Source organism: Streptomyces caeni, assembly GCF_042678285.1.
GTDB classification, from domain to species: domain Bacteria; phylum Actinomycetota; class Actinomycetes; order Streptomycetales; family Streptomycetaceae; genus Streptomyces; species Streptomyces caeni.
On record NZ_JBHUDX010000070.1, the window covers coordinates 16,387 to 43,166 of the forward strand.

Here is a 26,780-nt window from a genome sequence, read left to right on the forward strand (position 1 = left end):
TGCGCCGTGTGTTCGGGTGGGGGAGCGGTTGTACGTGCGCACACAACGCCGAAGGCCGGGCCCCGCCAAGATTTTTCGGCGGGGCCCGGCCTTCGTGTGGGCCGTCAGACCTTGCGCAGGCGGAAGGTCAGGGTCAGTGGCTCGTCGGTGAACGGCTCGCCATACGTGCCGTCCGCCTCTCCCTGGGCGAGGTCCGTGGCGAGGACCTCGTCGGCGATCAGGCCGGAGTGCTCGGTCAGGGCCGCGATGACCGCCGGGTCCGTCGCGGTCCAGCGGAGTGCGATCCGGTCGGCGACGTCGAGGCCGCTGTTCTTGCGGGCCTCCTGGATCAGGCGGATCGCGTCACGGGCCAGGCCCGCGCGGCGCAGCTGTTCGGTGATCTCCAGGTCGAGGGCGACCGTGGCGCCGGAGTCGGACGCCACCGACCAGCCCTCGCGCGGGGTCTCCGTGATGATCACCTCGTCGGGGGCCAGGGCGATCGTCTCGCCGTCCACCTCGATTGACGCGGTGCCCTCGCGCAGTGCCAGGGACAGTGCCGCCGCATCGGTGTCAGCGATGGCCTTGGCCACTTCCTGGACGCGCTTGCCGAAACGCTTGCCCAGCGCGCGGAAGTTCGCCTTCGCCGTGGTGTCGACGAGCGAGCCGCCGACCTCGGACAGCGACGCCAGCGCCTCGACGTTCAGCTCCTCGGTGATCTGCGTGTGCAGCTCCCGGTCCAGCGTCTCGAACCCGGTCGCCGCGACCAGCGCCCGCCGCAGCGGCTGACGCGTCTTGACACCCGACTCGGCGCGTGTGGCGCGGCCCAGCTCGACCAGCCGGCGCACCAGCACCATCTGCCTGGACAGCTGCGGGTCGATCGCGGCCAGGTCGGCCTGCGGCCAGGAGGCCAGGTGCACGGATTCGGGGGCGCCAGGGGTGACCGGGACGATCAGGTCCTGCCACACCCGCTCGGTGATGAACGGGGTGATGGGCGCCATCAGCTTCGTGACCGTCTCCAGGACCTCGTGCAGCGTGCGCAGCGCCGCCTTGTCGCCCTGCCAGAAGCGGCGCCGCGAGCGGCGCACGTACCAGTTGGACAGATCGTCGACGAACGCCGACAGGAGCTTGCCGGCGCGCTGGGTGTCGTACGACTCCAGCGCCCCGCTCACCTGGTCGGTGAGCGCGTGGAGCTCCGACAGCAGCCAGCGGTCGAGGACGGGGCGCTCGGCCGGGGCAGGGTCGGCCTCGCTCGGCGCCCAGGCCGACGTGCGCGCGTACAGCGCCTGGAAGGCGACCGTGTTCCAGTACGTCAGCAGGGTCTTGCGGACGACTTCCTGGATGGTGCCGTGGCCGACGCGGCGGGCCGCCCAGGGGGAGCCGCCGGCCGCCATGAACCAGCGGACCGCGTCCGCGCCGTGCTGGTCCATGAGCGGGATCGGCTGCAGGATGTTGCCCAGGTGCTTGGACATCTTGCGGCCGTCCTCGGCGAGGATGTGGCCCAGGCACACCACGTTCTCGTACGACGACTTGTCGAAGACCAGTGTGCCGACCGCCATCAGGGTGTAGAACCAGCCCCGGGTCTGGTCGATGGCCTCCGAGATGAACTGCGCGGGGTAGCGGGACTCGAACAGCTCCTTGTTCTTGTACGGGTAGCCCCACTGCGCGAACGGCATCGAGCCCGAGTCGTACCAGGCGTCGATGACCTCGGGCACGCGCGTGGCCGTCCTCGCACACTGCGGGCACGCGAAGGTGACCTCGTCGATGAACGGGCGGTGCGGGTCCAGCCCCGACTGGTCGGTGCCCGTCAGCCCGCTCAGCTCCGCGCGGGAGCCCACGCAGGTGAGGTGGCCGTCCTCGCAGCGCCAGACCGGCAGCGGGGTGCCCCAGTAGCGGCTGCGGGACAGCGCCCAGTCGATGTTGTTGTTCAGCCAGTCACCGAAGCGGCCGTGCTTGACCGTCTCAGGGAACCAGTTGGTCTTCTCGTTCTCCCGCAGCAGCCGGTGCTTGACGGCCGTGGTGCGGATGTACCAGGACGGCTGCGCGTAGTAGAGCAGCGCGGTGTGGCAACGCCAGCAGTGCGGATAGCTGTGCTCGTACGGGATGTGCCGGAAGAGCAGACCGCGCTGCCGGAGGTCCTCCGTGAGCTTTTCGTCCGCCTTCTTGAAGAAGACGCCCCCGACCAGCGGGACGTCCTCCTCGAAGGTGCCGTCGGGGCGCACGGGGTTGACCACGGGCAGGCCGTAGGCACGGCAGACCTTGAGGTCCTCCTCACCGAAGGCGGGGGACTGGTGTACCAGGCCCGTACCGTCCTCCGTCGTGACGTACTCGGCGTTCACCACGTAGTGGGTCTCCGCGTCCGCCGGGAAGTCGACCAGTTCGAAGGGACGCCGGTACGTCCAGCGCTCCATCTCGGTGCCCGTGAAGGTTTGCCCCGTGGACTTCCAGCCCTCGCCGAGTGCCTTGCCGAGCAGCGGCTCGGCGACGACGAGTTTCTCCTCGCCGTTCGTCGCGACGACGTAGGTGACGTCGGGGTGGGCGGCGACCGCGGTGTTGGAGACCAGCGTCCACGGGGTCGTCGTCCACACCAGGAGTGCGGCGTCGCCGGCGAGTGGACCGGAGGTGAGCGGGAAGCGGACGTAGACCGAGGGGTCGACGACCGTCTCGTAGCCCTGCGCCAGCTCGTGGTCGGACAGGCCGGTGCCGCAGCGGGGGCACCAGGGGGCGACGCGGTGGTCCTGGACCAGCAGGCCCTTGGTGAAGATCTCCTTCAGCGACCACCAGACGGAGTCCACGTACTCGGGGTCCATGGTCCGGTAGGCGTCGTCCAGGTCGACCCAGTAGCCCATGCGGGTGGTCAGCTCGGCGAAGGCGTCGGTGTGCCGGGTCACGGACTCTCGGCACTTGGCGTTGAACTCGGCGATGCCGTACGCCTCGATGTCCTGCTTGCCGGAGAAGCCCAGCTCCTTCTCCACCGCCAGCTCGACGGGCAGGCCGTGGCAGTCCCAGCCGGCCTTGCGGGCCACGTGGTAGCCGCGCATGGTGCGGAAGCGGGGGAAGACGTCCTTGAAGACGCGGGCCTCGATGTGGTGGGCGCCCGGCATGCCGTTGGCCGTGGGCGGGCCCTCGTAGAACACCCACTCGGGGCGGCCCTCGGACTGCTCCAGGCTCTTGGCGAAGATCTTCTGCTCGCGCCAGAAGTCGAGCACCGCGTGCTCGAGAGCGGGCAGGTCGATCTGGGCGGGCACCTGGCGGTACTGCGTCATGGATCTTCCTCCGGCGGACGTACTGCCTTCCGTCGGAGGGACGAGAGCCGGGGAATTCCGTGAATCCTCCGTACGCCGTGTGCGGCGCGCTCCCGCGGTACCACCCTCCTTGGCTCCCCGGTGCGCCGTACGCGCCGGTGAGCCCCCTCATTGGGGTCGCGATGCCGGTTCTACCGGCCCTGGGCCGTGGGCGCAGCCACTGTCCAAGGCTTTCTTCCGGCGGCTCCGGGGTGATCTTCACGTCGCGCTCGCCTCCGGGCTTCCACCGTCCCCGGATCGCTCATGGCTGCGTACGCCGCTACTCGTCCCCATCCACGCTTTTCGCTCCGCCCAGTGTACGGCGCCGCACGGACCGCGGCCGACCGGTTTTCCGGGTCCCGCGGCAGGGGGTGTGCGGGGCGGCGGGTGACCCGAATGGCGAGGGCCGCGGCGTCCGGATCCAGTGACACGGATCCTGGCGGATTACCGGGCGGAGAGCTGGGCACAACGGATGCAGGCTCACCGTGCGGCGCTCGTGCGGCGGGCGATTCGTTGGCGTGCCCCGTTGCCGCGGGCCAGAAGTCGATTTATCGTCCCAGCACGATTTGCGCGCAAGATCACAATATGTGAAGGGGCCGCGGTCATGGTGGCGAAGAAGACCGCCGTACAGCAGTCGGCGTCCGGCAGACCCACGGGTGCGGCTGCCTCCGGCGGTGTGGCGGCCAAGGACGTGAACGGCGAGAAGAGCACCCGTGCGGCATCGGCGAAGAAGACGGCGGCCACGAAGAGGGCCGGCACGGCCTCGGCCGCCAAGAAGGCGGCCCGTACGGAGTCTGCCGAGGCAGCCCCCCGGAAGAAGTCCACGGGGAAGAAGTCCACGGGGAAGAAGTCCACAGCGAAGGCGGCCGTCGAGAAGGCGACGTCCGTGACAACCTCGGCCAAGCCCTCCTCGGCCGGGACCTCCGCCGGTAAGAGGTCCGCCGACAAGAAGGCGGCGGTGTCCCGGGCGGCGCCCCCGAAGAGGACGGCCGGGAAAGCGGTCCCCTCGAAGAAGGCGGCCGAGGAGAAGGGCGGTCCCGAGCGGCCGGCGGCGAGGAAGGCGGCGGCAGGCAGGAAGGCGGCGGCGACCGGCGCTGTTGCCGAGAAGGCGGCGGAGAGGCCCGTCACCGGGAAAAAGGCGGCGAAGAAGACCGTCCCCCGCAAGGCGGCACCCAAGAAGGCGGTCGCGAAGAAGGCGGTCGCCAGGAAGGCGGCCCCTGCCAGGGCCGCCGCCGGACGGAGCGGCGCCGTGAAGGGCGCCACCAGGAGCACCCCCCCACAGAGTGCGGCCGAGAAGGGTACCGCCACGACGGCGGGCACGGTCGAGGCCGCGAAGCAGACGGGAGCCACGACCGTGGTTGCGAAGAAGACCCCTGGAACGGCCACAGCAGAGGACGACTCCACCGCGGTCCCCAAGGCGCGGGTCGCCGCCGTGGAGCCGGGTGAACTGGCGGTGCGCCCCGGCGAGGAGCCGTGGACCCCCCAAGAGGTGACCGAGGCGCGCGCGGAACTGCAGGCCGACGCGGTGCGGCTGCGAGGTGAGATCGACGCGTCGGAGCGGGCGCTGGCCGGCTTGATGCGGGACTCCGGGGACGGGGCCGGCGACGACCAGGCGGACACCGGCACCAAGAACATCACGCGCGAGCACGAGATGGCGCTCGCCGCCAACGCCCGCGAGATGCTCGAACAGACCGAACGCGCCCTGGAACGCCTCGACGCCGGCACCTACGGCCTGTGCGAGAACTGCGGCAACCCCATCGGCAAGGCCCGTATGCAGGCGTTTCCGCGCGCCACGCTGTGCGTGGAGTGCAAGCAGAAACAGGAACGCCGTTAATGATCCCGTCCTGAGCACATGGACCGGCGGGGTCGTGTCGTAGTCTCGTCCTCAGTCAGGAACCTAGGTTGAGGGACTCACGTGGCAGAGGCGGAGCGCATCATCGGTACGCCGGAAACTCCAGGAGCGGCGGGGACCGGGCCGGAGGGGTCCGGCGGGCGGGTCCCGTCCGGCGAGCGAACCGCCCCGGACACCGACACCGCGCCCCCGGCCCGGGGCCGGCGGCGGATCGCGGTTCTGTTCGCGGTCGCCGCCTTCGCCTACGTCCTCGACCTTGGCAGCAAGCTGCTGGTGGTCGCCAGGCTGGAGCACCACGCGCCGATCCGGATCATCGGGGACTGGCTGCAGCTGGAGGCCATCCGCAACGCGGGTGCCGCCTTCGGCTTCGGTGAGGCGTTCACCGTGATCTTCACGGTGATCGCGGCCGCCGTGATCGTGGTGATCGCCCGGCTGGCGCGCAAGCTGTACAGCCTGCCCTGGGCGATTGCGCTGGGCCTGCTGCTCGGCGGCGCCCTGGGCAACCTCACCGACCGGATCTTCCGCTCGCCGGGCGTCTTCGAGGGCGCGGTCGTCGACTTCATCGCGCCCAAGCACTTCGCCGTCTTCAACCTGGCGGACTCGGCGATCGTCTGCGGCGGCATCCTGATCGTGCTGCTGTCCTTCCGCGGCCTCGACCCGGACGGAACCGTCCACCGGGGCTGAGCCCCGGGACTCCGCTGCGGCGCTGTCCGGGGAGTCCGGCATACTCGACGGGTGAGCAGCCTTCCCGAGATCCGTACCCTGCCCGTGCCCGACGGCCTGGAGGGCGAGCGCGTCGACGCCGCCATCTCCCGCATGTTCGGCTTCTCCCGTACGAAGGCGGCGGAGCTGGCCGCGGCGGGCAAGGTGCTGGTCGACGGCACGGCGGTCGGCAAGTCCGAGCGGGTGCGCGGCGGCGCCTGGCTGGAGGTCGAGATGCCGCAGGCGCCCGCGCCGGTGCGGGTGGTCGCCGAGCCGGTCGAGGGCATGGAGATCGTGCACGACGACGAGGACGTGGTCGTGATCGTCAAGCCGGTCGGCGTGGCCGCGCACCCCTCGCCCGGCTGGTCGGGCCCCACCGTGATCGGCGGTCTCGCCGCCGCCGGCTACCGCATCTCGACCTCCGGTGCCGCCGAGCGCCAGGGCATCGTGCACCGCCTCGACGTGGGCACGTCGGGTCTCATGGTCGTCGCCAAGTCGGAGTACGCCTACACGTCGCTCAAGCGCCAGTTCAAGGAGCGCACGGTCGACAAGCGCTACCACACGCTCGTGCAGGGACACCCCGACCCGACCAGCGGCACCATCGACGCGCCCATCGGCCGCCACCCGAACCACGACTACAAGTGGGCGGTCACGGCCGACGGCAAGCCCTCCGTCACGCACTACGACCTGATCGAGGCGTTCCGCTCGGCCTCCCTGCTGGAGGTGAAGCTGGAGACCGGGCGCACCCACCAGATCCGCGTCCACATGGCCGCCCACCGCCACCCGTGCGTCGGTGACCTGACGTACGGCGCGGACCCCACGCTCGCCAAGAGGCTCGGCCTGACCCGCCAGTGGCTGCACGCCGTACGCCTGGGCTTCGAGCACCCCGCGGACGGGCAGTGGGTGGAGTTCGAGAGCGGCTACCCGGCCGACCTGCAGAAGGCGCTCGACACGGTGCGCGAGGAGAGCTGGGTATGAGCACCGCGTACGTGGTGCGGGTCGCCGAGGACCTCGCCGACCGGGAGGCGTGCTTCGCCGTCCGCAAGGAGGTCTTCGTCGTCGAGCAGGGCGTCCCGGAGGACATCGAGTACGACGCGTACGACGCCGGCGCCGTGCACGTCCTGGCGGTGCGCGAGGACGGCGTGCCGCTCGGGACGGGCCGGCTGCTGTACGGCGAGGCGGCCGCCTCCAAGAACGGCGGCGACCCGGCCGTGGGCTCCCTGGGGAGGCTCGCCGTGACCCGTCAGGCGCGTGGGCTGGGCGTCGGGGCGGCGCTGGTGGCGGCGATCGAGGACGCGGCACGCGTGCGTGGGCTGGCGGCGGTGGACCTGCATGCGCAGACGCACGCGCTCGGGTTCTACGAGCGGCTGGGCTACCAGACCTACGGACCAAAGTTCCCGGACGCCGGCATACCGCACCGGGCGATGCGCCGCCCCCTGTAGGCCGGCGCGGTGCGCGGCCGACATCCGCGGTGGGCGCCGGGCGGGCGGTCATCCGCCTTTGTACGATCGGGCCATGGCACGCAACGTGGTGATCAGCGGCGGTGGTACGGGAATCGGGCTGGCGGCCGCACGGGCCTTCGCCGCGGACGGTGACCGGGTGATGCTCCTCGGGCGGCGGGCGGAGGTGCTGGAGAAGGCCGGGGTGCCAGGGGCACTGACCTACGCGGCGGACCTGAGCGACCCTCGCGCGGTGCGCGGGGCCGCCCGGTTCGTGGCGGAGGAGTTCGGGACCGTGGATGTCCTCGTCAACAGCGCGGGCGGCGCCGGGAACCTGGAGCCCGCCGCCACCGACGACCCGCTCGAAGCCGTCGCGCACACCTGGACCGTCAACTTCCGGCTGAACGTGCTCACCGCGGCCCTGCTCACGGAGGCGCTGCGGGAACGGCTCGCCTCGCCCGGCGGGCGCGTGCTGTTCATCAGTTCCATCGCCGCCTACCGCGGGTCCGGCAGCGGCGCCTACGCCGCGGCCAAGGCCGCGCTGCACCCGTACGCGTTCGATCTCGCCCGGCAGTTGGGGCCGAGGGGCGTCACGGTGAACGTGGTCGCGCCCGGCTACGTGGAGGACACCGAGTTCTTCGGCGACGCCATGGACCCGGCGCGACGCGAGCGGCTCGTCGCGGAGACGTCGACCGGCCGGGCCGGTACGCCCGGTGACATCGCCCAGACCCTGCACTGGCTGGCGTCCCCCGGCGCCCGTCACATCACCGCGCAGGTGATCCAGGTCAACGGCGGGGCGGAGCGGGGGCACTGACGGCCGCGGCTCAGCCCCGGCCGGTCCGCGGCGGTTCGTGCGTCCTGCGCGCCGCTCCGTCGTGCCGTGTGCGGCCGTCCACGCGGGGCGGCCGGACCGCGTCGGCCGTGTTGACCCGCGGCAGCGCGTAGGGGTGTTCGTCGGTCAGCCAGCGGATCATCCGCTCGCGGACCGTGACGCGCACCGTCCAGATGTCGTTCGCGTCCTTGGCGGTCACCAGCGCCCGCACCTCCATGGTGGTGGGCGTCGAGTCGGTGACCTGGAGGCCGTAGGCGCGGCCGTCCCACGCGGGGCACGCGCGCAGGATGTCGCGGAGCCTGTCGCGCATGGCCTCCACGGGCGCGGAGTGGTCGACGTGGAAGTAGACGATGCCCGTCATCTGGGCGCCGCCGCGGGACCAGTTCTCGAACGGCTTCGAGGTGAAGTACGACACCGGCATGGTGATCCGGCGCTCGTCCCAGGTGCGCACCGTGAGGAACGTCAGCGTGATCTCGTCGACGGTGCCCCACTCGCCGTCCACGACGACCGTGTCGCCGAGCCGGACCATGTCGCCGAACGCGATCTGCAGCCCGGCGAAGAGATTGGACAGCGTGGACTGGGCGGCGACACCGGCGACGATGCCGAGGATGCCGGCGGAGGCCAGCAGCGAGGCTCCGGCCGCCCGCATCGCCGGGAACGTCAGCAGCATGGCGGCGACCGCCACCACGCCGACGACCGCCGCCACCACCCGCATGATCAGCGTCACCTGGGTGCGCACACGCCGGACCCGGGCCGGATCGTGGTGGGCGCGGGCGTAACGGGTGTACGTCGTCTCGACGACCGCGGCCGCGATACGGACCACCAGCCAGGCGGCGGCACCGATCAGCACCAGCGTCAGGGCCCGTCCCACCCCGGTCCGGTGCGCCTGGAGAAGCTCCGCCTGGTCGTACGAGCCTCTCAGCAGGGCCGCGCACAGCAGGAACTGGTAGGGGATGCGGCCGCGCCGGAGCAGGCCCCACAGGGGCGTCTCGGGGTGCGTGCCGTTCGCCTTGCGCAGCAGAAGGTCCGTGGCCCATCCCATGAGCAGGGTGAGCGCGACCGAGCCGCCGACGACGATCACCGGGCGCAGTACGTTCTCCATGCCCTGGAACGTAACCAGCCGACGGCATGATGAACGCACGGCCCGGATCCGCCCCGGAACCCGCTGCGTCGTCCGTCCGGCGTTGTCGGCGACGGCTGGCACCATGGCCTCATGGACATCATGCTCTTCCACTCGACGTACGGTCTGCGGCCCGCTGTCCGGGCCGCCGCCGACCGGCTCCGGGCCGCCGGACATGGGGTGTGGACCCCCGACCTGTTCGACGGGCGCACCTTCGAGACGGTCGAGGAGGGCATGGCCTTCAAGGACGAGACGGGCAAGGACGAGCTGCTCAGACGGGCCGTCCTGGCCGCCGCGCCCTACTCGGAGCGAGGGCTGGTGTACGCGGGGTTCTCGCTCGGCGCGGCCATCGCGCAGACCCTGGCGCTCGGTGACAAGAGGGCCCGCGGACTCCTGCTGCTGCACGGCACGTCGGACATCGCGGCGAACGCCTCGGCGGACGGGCTGCCGGTCCAGCTGCACGTGGCCGAGCCGGATCCGTTCGAGCCGGACGACTGGCTGAGCGCCTGGTACCTGCAGATGGGCCGGGCGGGCGCGGAGGTGGAGATCTACCGGTACGCGGGCGCCGGCCACCTCTACACCGACCCGGGCCTGCCGGACTACGACGAGGAGGCGGCCGAGGCCACCTGGCGGGTGGCGCTCGGCTTCCTCGACAGTCTGTAGTCGGCGGCTACACCGGGCTGTACGTCCGCTCCACCTTCTGCGTGCCGCTGCGCGTGCGGTACGAACGGGCCCAGGCGGAGGTCGCGTTCGGGTCCGTGCGGTCGGACAGCACGTAGTAGTCCATCTGCGCGCGGTCGGCGGTGATGTCCAGGACGCCGTAGCCGTGGCGGTCGGTGTCCACCCAGTGGACGTGCCGGTTGGCGGCGCGGATGAGCGGCGAGGCCAGCGCAGAGACCGTGCCCTCGGGGACCTCGACGATGTCGTCGAGGTTGTCCGAGGTCACCGAGGTGACCACGAACTCGGTGGCGGCCGACGCGGAGAGCGGGTACGTCCCGGCGTCCACCGGCACGTCGTTGGCCCAGGCCATATGGATGTCCCCGGTGAGGAAGACGGTGTTGCGGATGGCGTTGGAGCGCAGATGGGCCAGCAGTTCCCGGCGGTCGTCGGTGTAGCCGTCCCACTGGTCGGTGTTGACGGCGAGGCCGCCCTGCGGCAGGCCCAGCAGCTCGGCCAGCGGCCCCAGCAGATCGGCGGTGAGCGAGCCGATGACGAAGGGCGAGATCATCACCGAGTTGCCGACCAGCCTCCAGGAGGTGTCGGACGCCTTCAAGCCCGCCTTCAGCCAGTCGAGTTGGGCGCGGCCGGTGATCGTGCGGTTTGGGTCGTCGACCGACCCGCTGCCCAGGGACGCCTGCTGCGAGCGGAAGGAGCGCAGGTCCAGCAGGGAGAGATCGGCGAGCTTGCCGAAGCGCAGCCGGCGGTAGGTGGTGCCCTCGATCGCCGGGCGGACCGGCATCCACTCGAAGTACGCCTGCCGTGCCGCGGCCTGGCGCGCGGACCAGCTTCCCTCCGCGCCCTCGGTGTGGTTCTGGGCGCCGCCCGACCAGGTGTCGTTGGCGAACTCGTGGTCGTCCCAGATCGCGATGACCGGCGCCTTCGCGTGCAGGGCCTGCAGGTCGGGGTCCGTCTTGTACCGTCCGTGCCGGGTGCGGTAGTCGGCCAGTGTGAGGATCTCGTGGGCCGGTGCGTGCGGTCGTACGACGGTGCCGCGCGTCCCGTAGTCGCCGGTCCCGTACTCGTAGATGTAGTCGCCGAGGTGCAGCCAGGCGTCCAGATCGCCGCGGGCCGCGAGATGGCGGTACGACGCGAAGTAGCCCGCCTCCCAGTTGGCACAGGAGACGACGCCGAACCGCAGGCCGGTGACGGCCGCGTCGGCGGCCGGGGCCGTGCGGGTGCGGGCGACCGGGGAGTCGGTGCCGCCGGCGGAGAAGCGGAACCAGTAGTCGGTGGCCGGCTCCAGGCCCCGTATGTCCGCCTTGACGGTGTGGTCGGAGGCGGCGGTCGCGGTGAGGGACCCGGTGGCGACGACGTCCGTCAGGGCCCTGTCCCTGGCGACGGTCCACCTCACCTCGGTGTCCGGCCCCGTCCCGGAACCGGGTACGGCCTCGGCGGTGGGTGTCACCCGCGTCCACAGCAGGACGCCGTCGGGCAGCGGGTCTCCAGAGGCGACGCCGTGCAGGAAGGCGGGGGTGTCGGTGGCGGCGCGGGCCGGGAGGGCGGCCGCGAGCGGGGCGCCGAGGACCGCGGTGGCGGCGGCGGCCTTGACGACCGTACGACGGCGCGGGAAGAGGGTGTCCGCGCTCTCGGATGATCTGTATCGACTGGTCACGGCCGATCAGATTACTGACGCGTACACGCTAAGAGCGGGCGAACGCGGAAAGTTCGCCCGCTCTTCGGCCGCGGGTCGCCCGGTATTCCCGGCCGCCGCCGGGTCAGGCCTTGAGCGCCTTGTCGATCGCCGTGCCGAACTCGGCCACCGTCATCGGCGCGTTCTGGCCGTCGGACCCGGTGATCGTCTTGCCGTCCATCTTCAGGGTCGGCGTGCCCTGCACCCCGCTCTTGTTGAACTGGGCGGACATCTCCAGCGCCCACTTGTCGTAGGTGCCGTCCTGCACGGCCTTACGGAACGCCGCGTTGCCCTTCAGGGCCGGCACGGTGTCCGCGACCTTGATCAGGTAGCTGTCGTCCTTGAACTTGTCATCGGTCTCCTCAGGGTGCCACTTCGCCGAGTAGAGCGCGGCCTTGTACTCCAGGAACGCCTCGGGGCTGACGTTCAGCGCGGCGCCCATCGCGCTCAGCGCGTTCTTCGAGCCCTCGCCCTGCGTGTTGCTGTCGATGAACGACGCGCCGACGTACTGCAGCTTGAACTTGCCGGTGTCGACGTCCTTCTTGATGGTCTCGCCGAGAGACTGCTCGAACTGGGCGCAGATCGGGCAGCGCGGGTCCTCGTACATGACCAGGGTCTTCTTGGCACTGCTCTTGCCGATGACGACGGTGGTGCCGTTCGCGCCGGTCGTGTTGGCCGGCTTGACGAGCTTGTCGTCCTTCGCGGCCTCCCAGTAACCGGGCTTGTTGTTCTGCACGACGGCATAGCCGATGCCGCCGGCGGCGGCGAGGACGGCCACGATCGCGCCGACGACGACCAGCTGCCGCTTGACCTTGTCGCGCTTGGCCTGCCGCTCGCGCTCCAGGCGCAGCCGCTCACGGGCCGCCGTCTTCGCCGCCTGGCTGTTCCGCTTGCTCATTGGGTGATCTCCATGGGGATGCGCGTACGTGCGGTACGCGGGGTGTACATGGGGGCTTTTGGTGCTCGGGTGCTTCAGGCGAAGGCGGCCGAGCGCGGCGGCCCCCGCCGCCCCAGGGAGTGCACGAACAGACGGGTACGGGTCGTGGTGACGTGCCGTACCGGACGCGGCGCCCGGCGGACGGGGGCGAGCCGCACCGTCACCGCCGCGACCGCGATCAGCAGCGGCCGGAAGGTGGTCGCGACCACGGCGCCCAGCAACTGGGCCAGCGCCCGCTCGCCCCGGCGTAGCCAGGCCGCCGCGAGGAGGCCCACGCCCACGTGGGCGGCGAGCAGCAGCCAGGCAGTCGCAGGGTCGGCATGGGCGAGGAGCGCCGCGACCCGGTCGGTGCCGGGGCCGGTGACCCGGCTGAGCGGGGTGCCGACGCTGCCGCCGCTGCACAGGACGTCCAGGCCGACCGAGCGCAGCGGGCCGGTGACCGGGCCGCCCGCCTGTCCGTAGCAGGCGTGCTGGCCCGTGGTGAACACGGTGTCCGCGGTCAGTTCCAGCGGAACCAGCAGGCCGGCGATCTTCCCGCAGCCACGCTCGCGGCCCGCCAGCGCGTACGCGACGACGAAGACGGTGGCGGCGATCGCCGCCACCGTGCCCATCGGGAGGGGGACCTCGGACAGCAGCACGTGCGAGGCGGTGCTGAGCGTCACGACCATCGCCGTGAACAGCGCCGCCCGTACGGCTCTGAGCTGGGTCCCGGATATGTCCATAGCAGGGGAGAGTGTCCCACGCGCTCCCGTAAGGGCCCCCTAAAGGGGGGCCATGCGTTACGGGAGCGTTGTGGGGGAGCGGCCCGGGCGGCTCACAGACCGGGGATCCGGCCGTTGCGGAACAGGTCCAGGAAGATCTGGTGGTCGCCGCGCGCGCGTGCCCCGTACCCGTGCGCGAAGTCCACCAGCAGGTCCTCGAAGCCGGACTCGTCGGCCGCGATCGCCGCGTCGATGGCCCGCTCCGTGGAGAAGGGCACCAGGGACTCGCCGGACTGGTCGTCCGCCGCCCCGTGCATCGTGGCCGTGGCCCGGCCCAGGTCGGCGACGACCGCCGCGATCTCCTCCGGGTCGTCGATCTCGCCCCAGTCCAGGTCCACCGCGTACGGCGACACCTCGGCCACCAGCTGGCCCGCGCCGTCCAGTTCCGTCCACCCCAGCCACGGGTCGGCGTGTGCCTGCAGGGCACGCTGGGAGATCACCGTGCGGTGGCCCTCGTGCCGGAAGTAGTCGCGGATCACCGGGTCCGTGATGTGCCGGGAGGCGGCCGGGGTCTGGGCCTGCTTGATGTAGATCACCACGTCGTTCTCCAGGGCGTCGCTGTGGCCCTCGAGAAGGATGTTGTACGACGGCAGTCCCGCCGAGCCGATGCCGATGCCGCGGCGGCCGACCACGTCCTTGACCCGGTAGGAGTCCGGGCGGGCCAGGGAGGACTCGGGCAGCGTCTCCAGATAGCCGTCGAAGGCGGCGAGCACCTTGTAGCGGGTGGCCGCGTCCAGTTCGATGGCGCCGCCGCCCGGTGCGAAGCGGCGCTCGAAGTCGCGGATCTCCGTCATCGAGTCCAGCAGCCCGAAGCGGGTCAGCGAGCGGGCGTCGCGCAGCGCGTCCAGCAGCGGGCCCTGCGCGGTGTCCAGGGTGAAGGGCGGCACCTCGTCGCTCTTGGCGCCGGTCGCCAGGGCGTGCACGCGCTCCCGGTAGGCCGCCGCGTAGACCCTGACCAGCTCGGTGATCTGCTCGTCGCTCAGCGCCTTCGCGTACCCGATCAGCGCCATGGAGGCGGCGAAGCGCTTCAGGTCCCAGGTGAAGGGGCCGACGTACGCCTCGTCGAAGTCGTTCACGTTGAAGATCAGACGGCCCGTGGAGTCCATGTAGGTGCCGAAGTTCTCGGCGTGCAGGTCGCCGTGGATCCACACGCGGGACGTGCGGTCGTCCAGGTAGGGACCGCCCCGCTTCTCGGTGTCGAGGTCGTGGTAGAAGAGGCACGCCGTGCCCCGGTAGAACGCGAAGGCGGAGGCCGCCATCTTGCGGAACTTCACGCGGAACGCGGCCGGGTCGGCGGCGAGCAGCTCGCCGAAGGCGGTGTCGAAGACGGCGAGGATCTCCTCGCCGCGTTGCTCGGCGCTGAGCTGCGGAACCGACATCGCTGGGTGCCTCCAGGTGCAGGTGGTGCGTGGTGTGTGGGGACGGAGCGCCCGTTCCCTTCCAACGGACGACGGTACGCGGGAGTGCCCTCGCTCCCCGCTCGCGGACACGGATGCCGGCACCCGTGTCCGTCGCGCGAGGGCACGGGTGCGCGGACCGCGTCCCCCGGACGAAGGTACGCGTGGAAGCGGCCCGTGCGTCACCCGACCGCCGCCCCCGTCGGGGCGTTCGCGCCACAGTATGCGCCTGCGGTGTCAGTGCCGGGGCATAGACTTCGACGCTGTCCCCCAGACTGTCCGCAGCCCGTCGGGCCCCGTCGACGTCCGTCCCCCCGCGCGTCACCCGACCGCCCATTTGGAGGCCGAAACCGTGTCGAAGCCGCCGTTCACGCACCTGCACGTCCACACCCAGTACTCCCTGCTGGACGGTGCCGCGCGGCTGAAGGACATGTTCAACGCGTGCAACGAGATGGGCATGACGCACATCGCCATGTCCGACCACGGCAACCTCCACGGGGCCTACGACTTCTTCCACTCTGCGAAGAAGGCCGGGATCACTCCGATCATCGGCATCGAGGCGTACGTCGCCCCGGAGTCGCGGCGCAACAAGCGCAAGATCACGTGGGGCCAGCCGCACCAGAAGCGGGACGACGTCTCCGGTTCCGGCGGCTACACCCACAAGACGATCTGGGCGGTGAACAGGACGGGCCTGCACAACCTCTTCCGGCTCTCCTCGGACGCGTACGCCGAGGGCTGGCTGCAGAAGTGGCCGCGCATGGACAAGGAGACCATCGCCCAGTGGTCCGAGGGGCTGATCGCCTCCACCGGCTGCCCCTCCGGCGAGGTGCAGACCCGGCTGCGGCTCGGCCAGTTCGACGAGGCCCTCAAGGCGGCCGCCGACTACCAGGACATCTTCGGCAGGGACCGCTACTTCCTGGAGCTGATGGACCACGGCATCGACATCGAGCACCGGGTCCGTGACGGTCTGCTGGAGATCGGCCGGAAGCTCGGCATCCCCCCGCTGGTCACGAACGACTCCCACTACACGTACGCGCACGAGGCGGGCGCCCACGACGCCCTGCTGTGCATCCAGACCGGCAAGAACCTCTCCGACCCGGACCGTTTCAAGTTCGACGGCACCGGCTACTACCTGAAGTCCACGGAGGAGATGTACGCCATCGACTCCTCGGACGCCTGGCAGGAGGGCTGCCGCAACACCCTCCTGGTGGCGGAGCAGGTCGACACCACGGGCATGTTCGAGAAGCGCGACCTCATGCCGAAGTTCGACATCCCCGAGGGCTACACCGAGGTCACCTGGTTCCAGGAGGAGGTCCGCCGGGGCATGGAGCGCCGCTACCCGGGCGGCGTCCCCGAGGACCGCCAGAAGCAGGCCGAGTACGAGATGGACGTCATCATCCAGATGGGGTTCCCGGGCTACTTCCTCGTGGTCGCCGACTTCATCATGTGGGCCAAGAAGAACGGCATCGCCGTCGGCCCCGGACGGGGTTCCGCCGCCGGCTCGATCGTCGCCTACGCGCTCGGCATCACCGACCTCGACCCGATCCCGCACGGCCTGATCTTCGAGCGGTTCCTCAATCCCGAGCGCATCTCGATGCCCGACGTCGACATCGACTTCGACGAGCGCAGGCGCGTCGAGGTGATCAGGTACGTGACCGAGAAATACGGCGCCGACAAGGTCGCCATGATCGGCACCTACGGCACCATCAAGGCCAAGAACGCGATCAAGGACTCCGCGCGCGTGCTGGGCTACCCGTACGCGATGGGCGACCGCATCACCAAGGCCATGCCCGCCGACGTCCTCGGCAAGGGCATCCCGCTGTCCGGCATCACCGACCCGAGCCACCCCCGCTACTCGGAGGCGGGCGAGGTCCGCGGGATGTACGAGAACGAGCCGGACGTGAAGAAGGTCATCGACACCGCGCGCGGCGTGGAGGGCCTGGTCCGGCAGATGGGCGTGCACGCCGCCGGCGTGATCATGTCCAGCGAGACCATCACCGAGCACGTGCCCGTCTGGGTCCGCCACACCGACGGCGTGACCATCACCCAGTGGGACTACCCGAGCTGTGAGTCGCTCGGCCTGCTGAAGATGGACTTCCTCGGCCTGCGCAACCTGACGATCATGGACGACGCCGTCAAGATGGTGAAGTCCAACAAGGGCGTCGACATCGACCTGCTGGGGCTCCCGCTGGACGACCCCACGACCTTCGAACTGCTCCAGCGTGGCGACACGCTCGGCGTCTTCCAGTTCGACGGCGGCCCCATGCGCTCGCTGCTGCGGCTGATGAAGCCGGACAACTTCGAGGACATCTCCGCCGTGTCGGCCCTGTACCGCCCGGGCCCCATGGGCATGAACTCCCACACCAACTACGCGCTGCGCAAGAACGGGCAGCAGGAGATCACGCCCATCCACCCGGAGTTGGAGGCGCCGCTCAAGGAGGTCCTGGACGTCACCTACGGCCTGATCGTCTACCAGGAGCAGGTGCAGAAGGCCGCCCAGATCATCGCCGGCTACTCGCTCGGCGAGGCCGACATCCTCCGCCGCGTGATGGGCAAGAAGAAGCCCGAGGAACTGGCGAAGAACTTCACCATCTTCCAGGAGGGCGCCCGCAAGAACGGCTACAGTGACGAGGCCGTCCAGGCCCTGTGGGACGTGCTGGTCCCGTTCGCCGGCTACGCCTTCAACAAGGCCCACTCCGCCGCGTACGGCCTGGTCTCGTACTGGACCGCCTACCTGAAGGCGAACCACCCCGCCGAGTACATGGCCGCGCTGCTCACCTCCGTCAAGGACGACAAGGACAAGTCGGCCGTCTACCTCAACGAGTGCCGCCGCATGGGCATCAGGGTGCTCCCGCCCAACGTCAACGAGTCGGAGTCGAACTTCGCCGCGCAGGGCGACGACGTGATCCTCTTCGGCCTCTCCGCCGTCCGCAACGTCGGCACCAACGTCGTCGAGTCGATCATCAAGACCCGCAAGTCCAAGGGGAAGTACGCGTCCTTCCCGGACTACCTCGACAAGGTCGAGGCGGTGGTCTGCAACAAGCGCACCACCGAATCCCTGATCAAGGCGGGCGCCTTCGACTCGATGGGGCACACCCGCAAGGGCCTCACCGCGCAGTACGAACCGATGATCGACAACGTGGTCGCGGTCAAGCGCAAGGAGGCCGAGGGGCAGTTCGACCTCTTCGGCGGCGCGGAGGAGGACAGCGCCGAGCCGGGCTTCGGTCTCGACGTCACCTTCACCGACGAGGAATGGGACAAGGCCTATCTGCTCGCCCAGGAGCGGGAGATGCTCGGCCTGTACGTCTCCGACCACCCGCTCTTCGGCCTGGAGCACGTGCTGTCCGACAAGGCCGACGCGGGCATCGCCCAGCTCACGGGGGGCGAGCACGCGGACGGCGCGGTCGTCACCATCGGCGGTATCATCTCGGGCCTGCAGCGCAAGATGACCAAGCAGGGCAACGCGTGGGCCATCGCCACGGTCGAGGACCTCGCCGGCTCGATCGAGTGCATGTTCTTCCCGGCCACCTACCAGCTGGTGTCCACCCAACTCGTCGAGGACGCCGTGGTGTTCGTCAAGGGCCGCCTCGACAAGCGCGAGGACGTGCCGCGGCTGGTCGCGATGGAGCTGACGGTCCCCGACCTGTCGACCGCAGGTGCCAACGCGCCCGTGGTGCTCACCATCCCGGTGGTGAAGGTGACCCCGCCGATGGTGAGCCGGCTCGGCGAGATCCTCAGCCAGCACAAGGGCGACAGCGAGGTGCGCATCAAGCTCCAGGGACCGCGCAAGACGACCGTACTGCGACTGGACCGGCACCGGGTGAAGCCGGACCCGGCGCTCTACGGCGACTTGAAGGTGCTGCTCGGTCCGTCCTGCCTGGCGGGCTGATCACCGGTGTGACACGCACGCGAGGGGCGCACCCGGTCACGGGTGCGCCCCTCGAAGTCCGCCGAGGGCCTCAGTTGTGGCCGAAGCGCTTCTGCTGCTTACGGGCAGCAGCCGCGGGGCTGCCCTGGGCGTGAGCGGCCGGAGCCGGCTGTGCCTCCGCCACGGACACCTGGGCCTGCTCCTGGGCGTGCGCGGCGTGGGGGGCCTGCGTGGCCTGCGAGGAGCGGTTCTGCGGGCCGGCCTGCTTGCGGTTCTTGTTCTTGGCCATGGTGATCTGCCTCCTGTGGGGGATCTAGGGGCCAGGGCCGGATCCAGATTCACACAGGCCGAGCACAGCTGCATGTCGAACAATTACCGTCCGTGACAAGGCTCGTCGGGGGGGTCGCGCCCCGATACGCCACGCCGAAGATCGAGTTCGGGCCGTTAACCTCCCCGTGGTCGGGCAGACTCGAAAGAAGCCCGAAGCAAACCTCCCGGAAAGAGGGTGGATCGCGTGGACCGCTGCATCGTCCTGGTGGACGCCGGGTATCTGCTCGGGGCTGCCGCCAGCCTGCTCGCAGGAGAGCCCTCCAGGTCCCGGATCACCGTCGATCACGCCGCCCTCATCCAGGGGCTGCGGGAGCGCGCCGAGTCCGACACGGAGCGGCCTCTGCTGCGCATCTACTGGTTCGACGGTGCCCCCGACCGCGTACCACAGCCGGAACACCGCAGGCTGCGCGTGATGCCGCGGGTGACCGTGCGCCTGGGCGCCCTGACCCGCAGCGACGGGCGGTGGGCGCAGAAGGGCGTGGACGCCGCGATGCACGCCGAGCTGACCGAGCTGGCCCGCAACCGCGCCTGCTCGGACGTCGTGCTCGTCACGGGGGACGGGGATCTGCTGCCGGGCATGATGGCCGCGAAGGAGCACGGGGTCGCCGTGCACCTGTGGGCCGTGCAGGCCGCGGACGGCGACTACAACCAGTCCGAGGACCTGGTCGCCGAGGCCGACGAGCGGCGAGTGCTCGACCGGGCATGGATCACCCGGGCCGTCCGGGCCAAGGACCTGGGCGGGGTCTGCGCGCCCCCGCCGGCCCCTCGGCCGGAGATCGCGGCGATCCTGTCGGCACCGCTGCCCGAGTCCGCGCTCGCGGCGGCGGGCCGGGACGCCGCCCGGCCGGAGCACGTCTCGGCGGCCACCGCGCACAACGGCGGCCAGGAACGGCTGCCGCCCTCCAAGGGCGTACCGACGCCGAAGGACCTGGCGGCGCTGCGGGCGCCCGGGACCCAGGCCGTGCAGCAGCCCGCCGGGGCGACGCTGAGGTGGTCGTCCGACAAGGGCTGGGTGGACCGCCCGGTCGCCGCCGAGCCGCCGGAGGCCGCCTCGCTGCCGACGCTGGCGCAGCTGACCACCGCCGAACAGCGCTGGGCCGACCGGGAGGAGGACATCACCACGGTCGGCGGCGATCCGTACGAGGTGGGGCAGGTGTTCGCGCGGCGCTGGATCGGGCGGCTCGCCGACCAGTCGCATCTGCAGAAGCTGTCGGGCATGTACCCGCGGGTGCCGCACCGCATCGACGGGGAACTGCTGCGGTACGCGGCGCGTTTCGGGCTGCTCGCGCACAAGGACGACCAGATCGACGAGCACGACCGGTACGCGATCCGGGCGGGATTCTGGCGTGAGATCGACCAGCGGACGGTCACGGAGCACGCCTCCGCCGCGGAGTAGGCCGGGGAGCGGGAGGCAGGGGCACGCGGGAGGCCGGGTAAGGCGCCGCGGCCGCGTTCCGGCGCGCGCGGCGGCGCCGGGCGGCGGATTCGCCCGCACGGGCCGACCCGAGCGTGGCTTTCGGCGCGGCACCACGTACCCTCGTCCCTTGTGAACACGCGCACCGCACCGGCAGATCCGCAGGGCAGAGATGTCGTATGCGCCGTGCGCGGGCTGACCAAGAACTACCCGGCGGTGCGAGGCAGGCGCGGCGCGCCCGGGACGCCCGAGGTGCGGGCCACCGACGACGTGCGCCTGGACATCCGGCGCGGGGAGATCTTCGGGCTGCTCGGGCCGAACGGCGCCGGGAAGTCCACCTTCGTCCGGCAGCTGACGGGGCTGATGCGGCCCGACCGCGGCAGCGTCGCGATCCTCGGCCACGACATCGTGCGCCATCCCGAGCGGGCCGCCCGCATCCTCGCCTACCTCGGCCAGGAGTCCACCGCGCTCGACGAGCTGACCGTCTCGCTCGCAGCCGAGACGACCGGGCGGCTGCGCGGGCTCGGCCTGCGGCAGGCCCGCCAGGAGCGGGACGCAGTCCTCGACGAACTCGGGCTCGCGCCGATCGCCTCGCGGCCGCTCAAGAGGCTCTCCGGCGGTCAGCGCAGGCTCGCCTGCTTCGCCGCGGCCCTGGTGGGGGAGCGGCCGCTGCTCGTGCTCGATGAGCCGACCACCGGGATGGATCCCGTGGCCCGGCGGGCCGTGTGGGCCGCCGTGGACCGGCGGCGGGCCGAGCGCGGGACGACCGTCCTGCTGGTCACCCACAACGTCATCGAGGCGGAGACCGTCCTCGACCGGGTCGCGGTCCTCGACCGGGGCCGCGTCATCGCCTGTGACACCCCGGCCGGACTCAAGGAGCGGGTCGCGGGCGAGGTGCGCGTCGAACTCGTGTGGCGCGAGCGGGCTCCGCTGGAGGTGCCCGAGGTGGCGGCCCTGCGCGCCCGCGCCGCCGAGTCAGGACGCCGCTGGTCGCTGCGGATGGCGCCCGAGGAGGCACGCGCGGCCGTCGCCACCGTGACCGGGGGCGCCGCCTTCGCCGCCCTCGACGACTTCACACTGGCCACGCCGAGCCTTGAGGATGTCTATCTGGAACTCGGCGGCAGTGCGCAGGGGCTGGTGAAGGCATGAGCGCGCGCGCCGGGGCGCCCCTAGGGTGCGCAGGGGGCGCCGTGTCCGACGGGGACGCGGTGGCGGCAGGAGCGAAGAGGAGCAGCGCGACGTGAGTGTCGTACCCGCCGAGGTTCTGCGCGGCGCCGGGGCGGAGGGCGGCGCCGGGGACACCGCCGCGCTGGGCCCCCGGGCGCGGCTGTGGCCGTCGTTGGCCGCGGTGTACCGGGCACAGCTGTCCCGGGCCCGGGTCGCGCGGATCCCGCTGCTGTTCGTGGCGACGTTCCAGTCGATCGGGATCATGATCATGATGCGCGGGGTCGTGGACGGCGGCGGTGACGCCTGGTCCGTGGTCTCCGGGTCCTCGGTGCTGGTGGTCGCCTATGTCGGCCTGAACCTGCTCGCCCAGTACTTCGGCCAGCTGCGGGGCAGCGGCGGACTCGACCACTACGCCACCCTCCCGGTGCCGGCGGCCGCGGTGGTGCTGGGGGCGGCGGGGGCCTACGCGTCCTTCACCGTGCCCGGCACCGTGGTGACCGCCGTCTTCGGGTGTGTGATCTTCGGGCTGCCCCTCGCCCACCTCTGGGTGCTGGCCGCGGTGATCCCGCTCTCCGGGGCCGCGCTGTCCGGGCTCGGCGCCGCGCTCGGACTACTTGCGCCGCGACCCGAACTGGCTACGCTGCTAGGACAGTTGGGTATGTCGGCGGCGCTGCTGCTGGGGGTGCTGCCGGCGCACCGGATGCCGGAGGCCGTGCAGGTCGTACGGGACCTACTGCCGTCGACGTACGGCGTCGAGGCGTTTGCGCGGACCTTCGGGGGGCATCCGGACTGGACACTGGTCCTCGGTGACCTGGCCGTCTGCGCCGTCGTCGGGGTGGCCTCGCTGACCCTGGCGACCTGGGCCTACCGCCGGGCCGCCGTGCGATGACGCGGCCGATGGACACGACTGGCAGGATGTGAAGGTGACCGCTCCGTTGACTCCGCCTCCGCCGCCGCAGGAACCCTCCCCGCGCTCCGCGCACCCCGCGTGGGAATCCGTGCCCGCCCCGTCGGTGATGGGACCCGCCCCGCACGGTGCCACCGCCGTGTACGGGGCGGACGGGCCCGGCATGAAGACCGAGGTGCGCGAGGCGGCCGTGATCACGGTGGGCGTGGCCCTCGCCGGGGTGCTGCTCGGCGTGCTGTGGTCGCGGCTGGCCCCCCATGTGCCGCTGGTGGGCGACCTGGTCGACAAGAACTGGGTCGTGTATCTGAAGGACACCGAGGGGGAGCAGGCCATCGGGGTGGACGGAACGTTCACCCTGCTCGCGCTCGGGTTCGGTGTGCTCAGTGCGCTGGTCGTCTTCCTGGTGCGCAGGCGGGGCGGGGTGCCGCTGGTGGTGGCGCTCGCCCTGGGCGGGGTGCTCGGGTCACTGCTCGCGTGGCGTGTGGGCGTGTGGCTGGGTCCCACACAGGATGTGATCGCGCACGCACAGGCCGTGGGCAAGGGGGTGACGTTCCCCGCGCCGCTGAGGCTCGGGGCGAAGGGGGCGCTGCTCGCGTGGTCGGTGGCCGCACTGGTGATGCACCTCGGGCTGACGGCGCTGTTCGGGCCCCGGGATCCGGACCCCTACGCGACCCCCTACGGCGGGCCGGCGGCGCCACCGGCGTAGGACCGGCCCCGCACGGGTACCCGCGCAGGCCCGTTCGCGCGTGCCCCTCGGAGACCTCCTTGAGCGCCGGAACAGCCGGAACAGCCGGAACAGCCGGAACAGCCGGAACAGCCGGAACAGCCGGAACAGCCGGAACGGCCGGTGCGAGGCTGCCCGGCGCCGAGGTGAGGGGCGTGGTTACGCCGGACGGTGGCCGTGGTTCGCGTGGCCCTTCTTCATGCGCCATTTGCGCTTGCGCGTCCTCTTCGACATATTTCCGTATTAGCCGAGGATGGGCCGTTCGTCGAGTGCTCAGGCGCGGGCGGTCGTCGCAGTGCTCAGGCGCGGGCGATCGGGGCCAGCGTCGCGTCCGTCAGCTTCGCCAGGTCCTCGGGGGCCACTTCCACCTCCAGGCCCCGGCGGCCCGCCGAGACGCAGACCGTGCCGTGCGACGACGCCGACGCGTCCAGGACCGTACGCAGCTTCCTGCGCTGGCCGAGCGGGGAGATGCCGCCGCGCACATATCCCGTGGTGCGTTCGGCGAGCGCCGGGTCCGCCATCGCCGCCCGCTTCCCGCCCACCGCTGTCGCCAGCGCCTTCAGATCCAGCGAGCCCGCCACCGGGACCACCCCGACCACCAGCGCGCCGTCCACGTCCGCCACCAGGGTCTTGAAGACCCGTTCCGGGGACACCCCCATCGCCTCCGCCGCCTCCTCGCCGTAGGAAGGGTGCGACGGATCGTGGTCGTAGGAGTGGACCGTGAACCCCACCCCGGCCGCCGTCAGCGCCACCGTCGCCGGCGTACCGCCCGGCTGCTGCTTCTTCGATTTCTTCGCCATCCGGCCGTTCCCCACACGTCGCGCTTCAGTTCAGGCTCGTCGGAGCCCGCGTCAGGTCCGACGCGGGCAACGACGGCAGACTACGGATGATCGCCGTCTCCGAGCGAAGCAGTTTCAGCTCGTCACGCAGGCGGGAGGCGGTGTCCGGGGCCTGCAGCAGCCGCTGCTTCGTCGGCGTGTCCAGCATGACCGCGGCCGCGACCAGGTACGACACCACGGCCGGTTCGTCCGGCAGCTCCGCGCCCGTCGACAGGGATCTCTCCCGCGCGCCCGCCAGCCGCTTCTGGTACTGGCGGAACGCCCGCAGCACCCCCTCGGCGAGCGCGCCGGCCTCGTCGCCCTGCTGCTCCGGCAGCTCCTCCAGCTCGGCCGTCAGATACGCGCCCGACGCGTCCACGGACAGCAGCCGGACGCGTGTCGTGCCCGTCGCCAGGACCTCGAACGAGCCGTCGGCCCGCTCCCGGATCGTCGCCGCGTCCGCGATGCACCCCACCGTGTGGAACGCCTCGGCCGGGTCGGGTCCGAAGCCCGCCGCGGGGCCGCGCGCGGGCAGGGCCGTCGGGTCCGGCATCCCCGGCGCGCTCGGCGCCACCTCGTGGCCGTCGCGGATGGCCACGACGGCGAAGCGGCGCGATTCGTCCTCGGGGATCTTCAGCAGGTCGCGCATCAGGGCGCGATAGCGCTCCTCGAAGACGTTCAGCGGGAGCACGAGCCCCGGGAACAGCACCGAGTTCAGCGGGAAGAGCGGGAGCCGGACGGTGGTCACGACGGGAAAGCCTAATGGGAGCGGGAGCGCACGCGTCCGGCCTGCCCCCCGCGGGGGAGAAGAAGCCGCACGGAAGGCGGCGGTCCGGGCGACACCGCGTTTCGCCGCACGCCGCCCCGCACGGTCAAGAACACGCCGAGCGGACCGTCCGGGATCCGGTCCCAGGAGAACGGCGTGGCATACCGTCCGGTCATCCACGGTCATCCGCAGTTGCGTCAACGGGCCTTGTCGGCGCTCCAGTTCTACCAGGACGTACGCGAGGAGGTTGCGGACCTCCGCGTCAGCCGCGCCGCAGCAGTCTCGTCGCCCCCGCCGCGACCGTGGTCGCCAGGATCCACCCCAGCAGGATCACCACCGCCGACAGCCACTGCCAGCCCCCGCTCAGCTGCCACTGGCCGGCCTGGCCGAGATCGATGACCGGCAGCAGCAGGTCCAGGGCGAGCAGCGAGGGGTTCCACGGCGGATGCGCGTCCTTGTTGACCGGCGGATGGCTCGCATGCGAGAGCGCGATCGACGCCGCCGCCCAGAGCACCGCCATCCACACCGCCGCACGGCCGGGCCGGTACCCGTAGGCGACGGTCCAGTCCTGCGCGTAGCCCCACAGCTTCGCCGCGAGCGGCAGTGTCTCCCGGCGCCGCCGCTGTTTGGCGAGCAGCACCTCGCGCGCGTCCTCGTCCTCCCCGGAGCTGCGCAGCACGGCCGCGAGGCGCTCGTACGGCTCCGGGTTGTACTCGGCGGTCGCCGCCGCGACCCACTCCAGACGCCGGGCGAGCGGGAAGGCGTCCTGGGGGACGAGGTTCTCGTAGCCGAAGCCTCCCATGTGCAGGTCGCCGAGGCCCGGCCAGCTCGCCCACCGGTCGACCAGGTTCACGACGCGCGCGCCCGAAAGGGTCACCTTGCCGCGCTCGGGCCGCTCGCACAGGAAACGCAGCTCGGGGGTCTGGACCCGGCGCAGGGACAGTTCGTGGTCCTCGTCGAGCACGAACCGGGCCTGCTCCAGGTCGACCGCGTCCCCGAACCGCCCGTCGTCCAGCCGGATTCCGCCCCGGCACTCGAACCGCTGCACCCGCGTGCCACGCGCGGGCGTGGTGCCGCTGGTCAGCAACGGATTGCCGAGGCCCGCCGGCGTCAGGTACAGCGTCCGCTCGACCGTCATCTGCGGCGCGTTGAGAGCCAGCCGGGTGTAGGGGTTGTTCAGCCGGGCGCCGCGAAGGCTCAGTGAGACCCCGACCTTGGCGCCGCGCAGGCTCAGCTCGCCGTGCGACTCCAGCATCTCGGCCTGCAGGTCCTGGCCGACCGTCATCCCGTCCGCGGTGATCGAACGGCCGCGCCGGTCCCGGTAGACGACGGCCTGGTTGAGCAGCAGGTCCGTGCCGATGTGGGCGTCGGTGAGCCGTACCCCGTTGTGGAAGCGACAGCGCGGGAGATGCAGATCGCCCTCGGTGTGCACGCGCGCCGCCTCCAGCCGCGGCACGGAGCAGTCCACCAGCCGTAGGGTCGTGAGGTGGGCCTCCGGCAGCAGGATCTCCTGCTCGAACCGGCAGCCCCTCAGCTCCATGTACGGCACGATCGTGCCGCCGGCCAGATCCAGCGTGCCGGTGATCTGCACACCGGCCAGTTTCAGCGACGAGACGCGCCCCGCCAGCGCGGGCGGCCCGTCCAGCAGCACCCACGCCACGATCCGCGCCCGCACGCTGCGCTCGGGACCCCAGGGATGCCCGCCGTGCGGATCGTCCACGGAGGCGTCCCCGCTGCGCAGGTCGTACGGGCTGCCGCTGCGGAACGCCTGCCACATCCCGGCCTCGGCGGCGGTCAGTTCCTCCGGCAGGTCTCCGGCGCGGAAGGCGGCACCCTCGGTCACGGCTCTTCCTCCCTCCCCGGCTACTCGCGGGTTCGTACGACCGTCATGCCCGCTGAGTGACGGCCCGAACGCTACCGGTGAAGGTGATCTTCCGGGTCCGGTATCAGCCACCGGATCCGGCCACCGTGCGCCGGCACCCGCCGCGCACCACCCGCCGCGGGCCGGCACCCAGGCGCGTCACCCGCCGCGGGCCGTCACCCGCCGCGCACCACCCGCCGCGGGCCCCCGGCGGTTCGCGAGGCGCCCGCCCAGCCGCCGCGCAGGGACGGCCCCGGGGGCGCCCGTAAGGGTCC

The 26,780-nt window shown here is 71.5% G+C and carries 22 protein-coding genes; 11 read left to right on the forward strand and 11 right to left on the reverse strand.

Annotated features, from left to right (window positions below):
• Positions 1-104 precede the first annotated feature (104 nt).
• Positions 105-3,242 carry an isoleucine--tRNA ligase gene (ileS, locus tag ACFSL4_RS23930; RefSeq protein WP_381086547.1) on the reverse strand — a complete coding sequence of 1,046 codons (3,138 nt, stop codon included), beginning with the start codon at positions 3,240-3,242 and terminating at the stop codon, positions 105-107.
• 622 nt (positions 3,243-3,864) lie between these two features.
• On the opposite strand from ileS, the gene ACFSL4_RS23935 reads away from it, so the two are divergent.
• The 5 genes from ACFSL4_RS23935 (at position 3,865) to ACFSL4_RS23955 (ending at position 8,067) form a co-directional block, all read left to right on the forward strand.
• Positions 3,865-5,094, forward strand: a complete 1,230-nt coding sequence (locus ACFSL4_RS23935) for a TraR/DksA C4-type zinc finger protein (protein ID WP_381086550.1) — start codon at positions 3,865-3,867, stop codon at positions 5,092-5,094.
• Between the two features lie 81 nt (positions 5,095-5,175).
• Positions 5,176-5,796, forward strand: coding sequence for a signal peptidase II (gene lspA, locus ACFSL4_RS23940; RefSeq protein ID WP_381086553.1), 621 nt, complete (start codon positions 5,176-5,178; stop codon positions 5,794-5,796).
• Between the two features lie 51 nt (positions 5,797-5,847).
• Entirely contained in the window at positions 5,848-6,792 is a 945-nt protein-coding gene (locus ACFSL4_RS23945) for an RluA family pseudouridine synthase (RefSeq protein ID WP_381086556.1), read from the forward strand.
• Positions 6,789-7,256, forward strand: a complete 468-nt coding sequence (locus ACFSL4_RS23950) for a GNAT family N-acetyltransferase (RefSeq protein WP_381086559.1) — start codon at positions 6,789-6,791, stop codon at positions 7,254-7,256. The genes ACFSL4_RS23945 and ACFSL4_RS23950 overlap by 4 nt, the downstream gene beginning before the upstream one ends.
• Positions 7,257-7,329: 73 nt before the next feature.
• Entirely contained in the window at positions 7,330-8,067 is a 738-nt protein-coding gene (locus ACFSL4_RS23955) for an SDR family NAD(P)-dependent oxidoreductase (protein WP_381086562.1), read from the forward strand.
• 10 nt (positions 8,068-8,077) lie between these two features.
• Here ACFSL4_RS23955 and ACFSL4_RS23960 read toward each other — a convergent pair whose 3' ends face one another.
• Entirely contained in the window at positions 8,078-9,187 is a 1,110-nt protein-coding gene (locus ACFSL4_RS23960) for a mechanosensitive ion channel family protein (protein ID WP_381086564.1), read from the reverse strand.
• A 111-nt stretch (positions 9,188-9,298) separates the two neighbouring features.
• On the opposite strand from ACFSL4_RS23960, the gene ACFSL4_RS23965 reads away from it, so the two are divergent.
• On the forward strand, positions 9,299-9,868 hold the full coding sequence (locus ACFSL4_RS23965; protein ID WP_381086567.1) for a dienelactone hydrolase family protein: 570 nt from the start codon (positions 9,299-9,301) through the stop codon (positions 9,866-9,868).
• 7 nt (positions 9,869-9,875) lie between these two features.
• On the opposite strand, the gene ACFSL4_RS23970 is transcribed toward ACFSL4_RS23965, so the two are convergent.
• The 4 genes from ACFSL4_RS23970 to ACFSL4_RS23985 all read right to left on the reverse strand — a co-directional run bounded on the left by ACFSL4_RS23970 (position 9,876) and on the right by ACFSL4_RS23985 (position 14,632).
• Positions 9,876-11,537, reverse strand: a complete 1,662-nt coding sequence (locus ACFSL4_RS23970) for an alkaline phosphatase D family protein (protein WP_381086570.1) — start codon at positions 11,535-11,537, stop codon at positions 9,876-9,878.
• A 103-nt stretch (positions 11,538-11,640) separates the two neighbouring features.
• The gene (locus ACFSL4_RS23975) at positions 11,641-12,453 is read right to left on the reverse strand and encodes a DsbA family protein (protein WP_381086573.1); all 813 of its coding nucleotides are present in this window, start codon (positions 12,451-12,453) and stop codon (positions 11,641-11,643) included.
• Positions 12,454-12,527: 74 nt separating this feature from the next.
• Complete coding sequence (locus tag ACFSL4_RS23980) at positions 12,528-13,214, reverse strand: hypothetical protein (RefSeq protein WP_381086576.1); 687 nt, start codon at positions 13,212-13,214, stop codon at positions 12,528-12,530.
• Positions 13,215-13,306: 92 nt separating this feature from the next.
• Positions 13,307-14,632 (reverse strand): DUF2252 domain-containing protein, encoded by a 1,326-nt coding sequence (locus ACFSL4_RS23985; protein WP_381086579.1) that lies wholly within the window; start codon positions 14,630-14,632, stop codon positions 13,307-13,309.
• 370 nt (positions 14,633-15,002) lie between these two features.
• Here ACFSL4_RS23985 and dnaE point away from each other — a divergent pair, with 370 nt between their 5' ends.
• On the forward strand, positions 15,003-18,539 hold the full coding sequence (gene dnaE, locus ACFSL4_RS23990) for a DNA polymerase III subunit alpha (protein WP_381086582.1): 3,537 nt from the start codon (positions 15,003-15,005) through the stop codon (positions 18,537-18,539).
• A 70-nt stretch (positions 18,540-18,609) separates the two neighbouring features.
• On the opposite strand, the gene ACFSL4_RS23995 is transcribed toward dnaE, so the two are convergent.
• Positions 18,610-18,807, reverse strand: coding sequence for a hypothetical protein (locus ACFSL4_RS23995; protein WP_381086585.1), 198 nt, complete (start codon positions 18,805-18,807; stop codon positions 18,610-18,612).
• A gap of 225 nt (positions 18,808-19,032) precedes the next feature.
• Between ACFSL4_RS23995 and ACFSL4_RS24000 the strand changes: the two genes are divergently transcribed.
• The 4 genes from ACFSL4_RS24000 (at position 19,033) to ACFSL4_RS24015 (ending at position 23,042) form a co-directional block, all read left to right on the forward strand.
• A complete protein-coding gene (locus tag ACFSL4_RS24000) occupies positions 19,033-20,244 on the forward strand; it encodes an NYN domain-containing protein (protein ID WP_381086588.1) in 1,212 nt (403 codons plus the stop codon).
• Positions 20,245-20,394: 150 nt separating this feature from the next.
• Complete coding sequence (locus ACFSL4_RS24005) at positions 20,395-21,411, forward strand: ABC transporter ATP-binding protein (RefSeq protein ID WP_381086590.1); 1,017 nt, start codon at positions 20,395-20,397, stop codon at positions 21,409-21,411.
• A 91-nt stretch (positions 21,412-21,502) separates the two neighbouring features.
• Positions 21,503-22,318, forward strand: a complete 816-nt coding sequence (locus ACFSL4_RS24010) for an ABC transporter permease (protein ID WP_381086593.1) — start codon at positions 21,503-21,505, stop codon at positions 22,316-22,318.
• A 34-nt stretch (positions 22,319-22,352) separates the two neighbouring features.
• Positions 22,353-23,042, forward strand: a complete 690-nt coding sequence (locus ACFSL4_RS24015; protein WP_381086596.1) for an AAA family ATPase — start codon at positions 22,353-22,355, stop codon at positions 23,040-23,042.
• Between the two features lie 177 nt (positions 23,043-23,219).
• Here the strand turns inward: ACFSL4_RS24015 and ACFSL4_RS37705 are convergent, their stop codons facing one another.
• From ACFSL4_RS37705 to ACFSL4_RS24030, 4 genes are all read right to left on the reverse strand, one after another.
• On the reverse strand, positions 23,220-23,294 hold the full coding sequence (locus tag ACFSL4_RS37705) for a hypothetical protein (RefSeq protein ID WP_465269763.1): 75 nt from the start codon (positions 23,292-23,294) through the stop codon (positions 23,220-23,222).
• Positions 23,295-23,359: 65 nt separating this feature from the next.
• Positions 23,360-23,860 (reverse strand): Cys-tRNA(Pro) deacylase, encoded by a 501-nt coding sequence (gene ybaK, locus ACFSL4_RS24020; RefSeq protein ID WP_381086599.1) that lies wholly within the window; start codon positions 23,858-23,860, stop codon positions 23,360-23,362.
• Positions 23,861-23,885: 25 nt separating this feature from the next.
• Positions 23,886-24,626 (reverse strand): LON peptidase substrate-binding domain-containing protein, encoded by a 741-nt coding sequence (locus ACFSL4_RS24025; RefSeq protein ID WP_381086601.1) that lies wholly within the window; start codon positions 24,624-24,626, stop codon positions 23,886-23,888.
• 280 nt (positions 24,627-24,906) lie between these two features.
• Positions 24,907-26,487 carry an oxidoreductase gene (locus ACFSL4_RS24030; RefSeq protein WP_381086604.1) on the reverse strand — a complete coding sequence of 527 codons (1,581 nt, stop codon included), beginning with the start codon at positions 26,485-26,487 and terminating at the stop codon, positions 24,907-24,909.
• Positions 26,488-26,780: the final 293 nt, after the last annotated feature.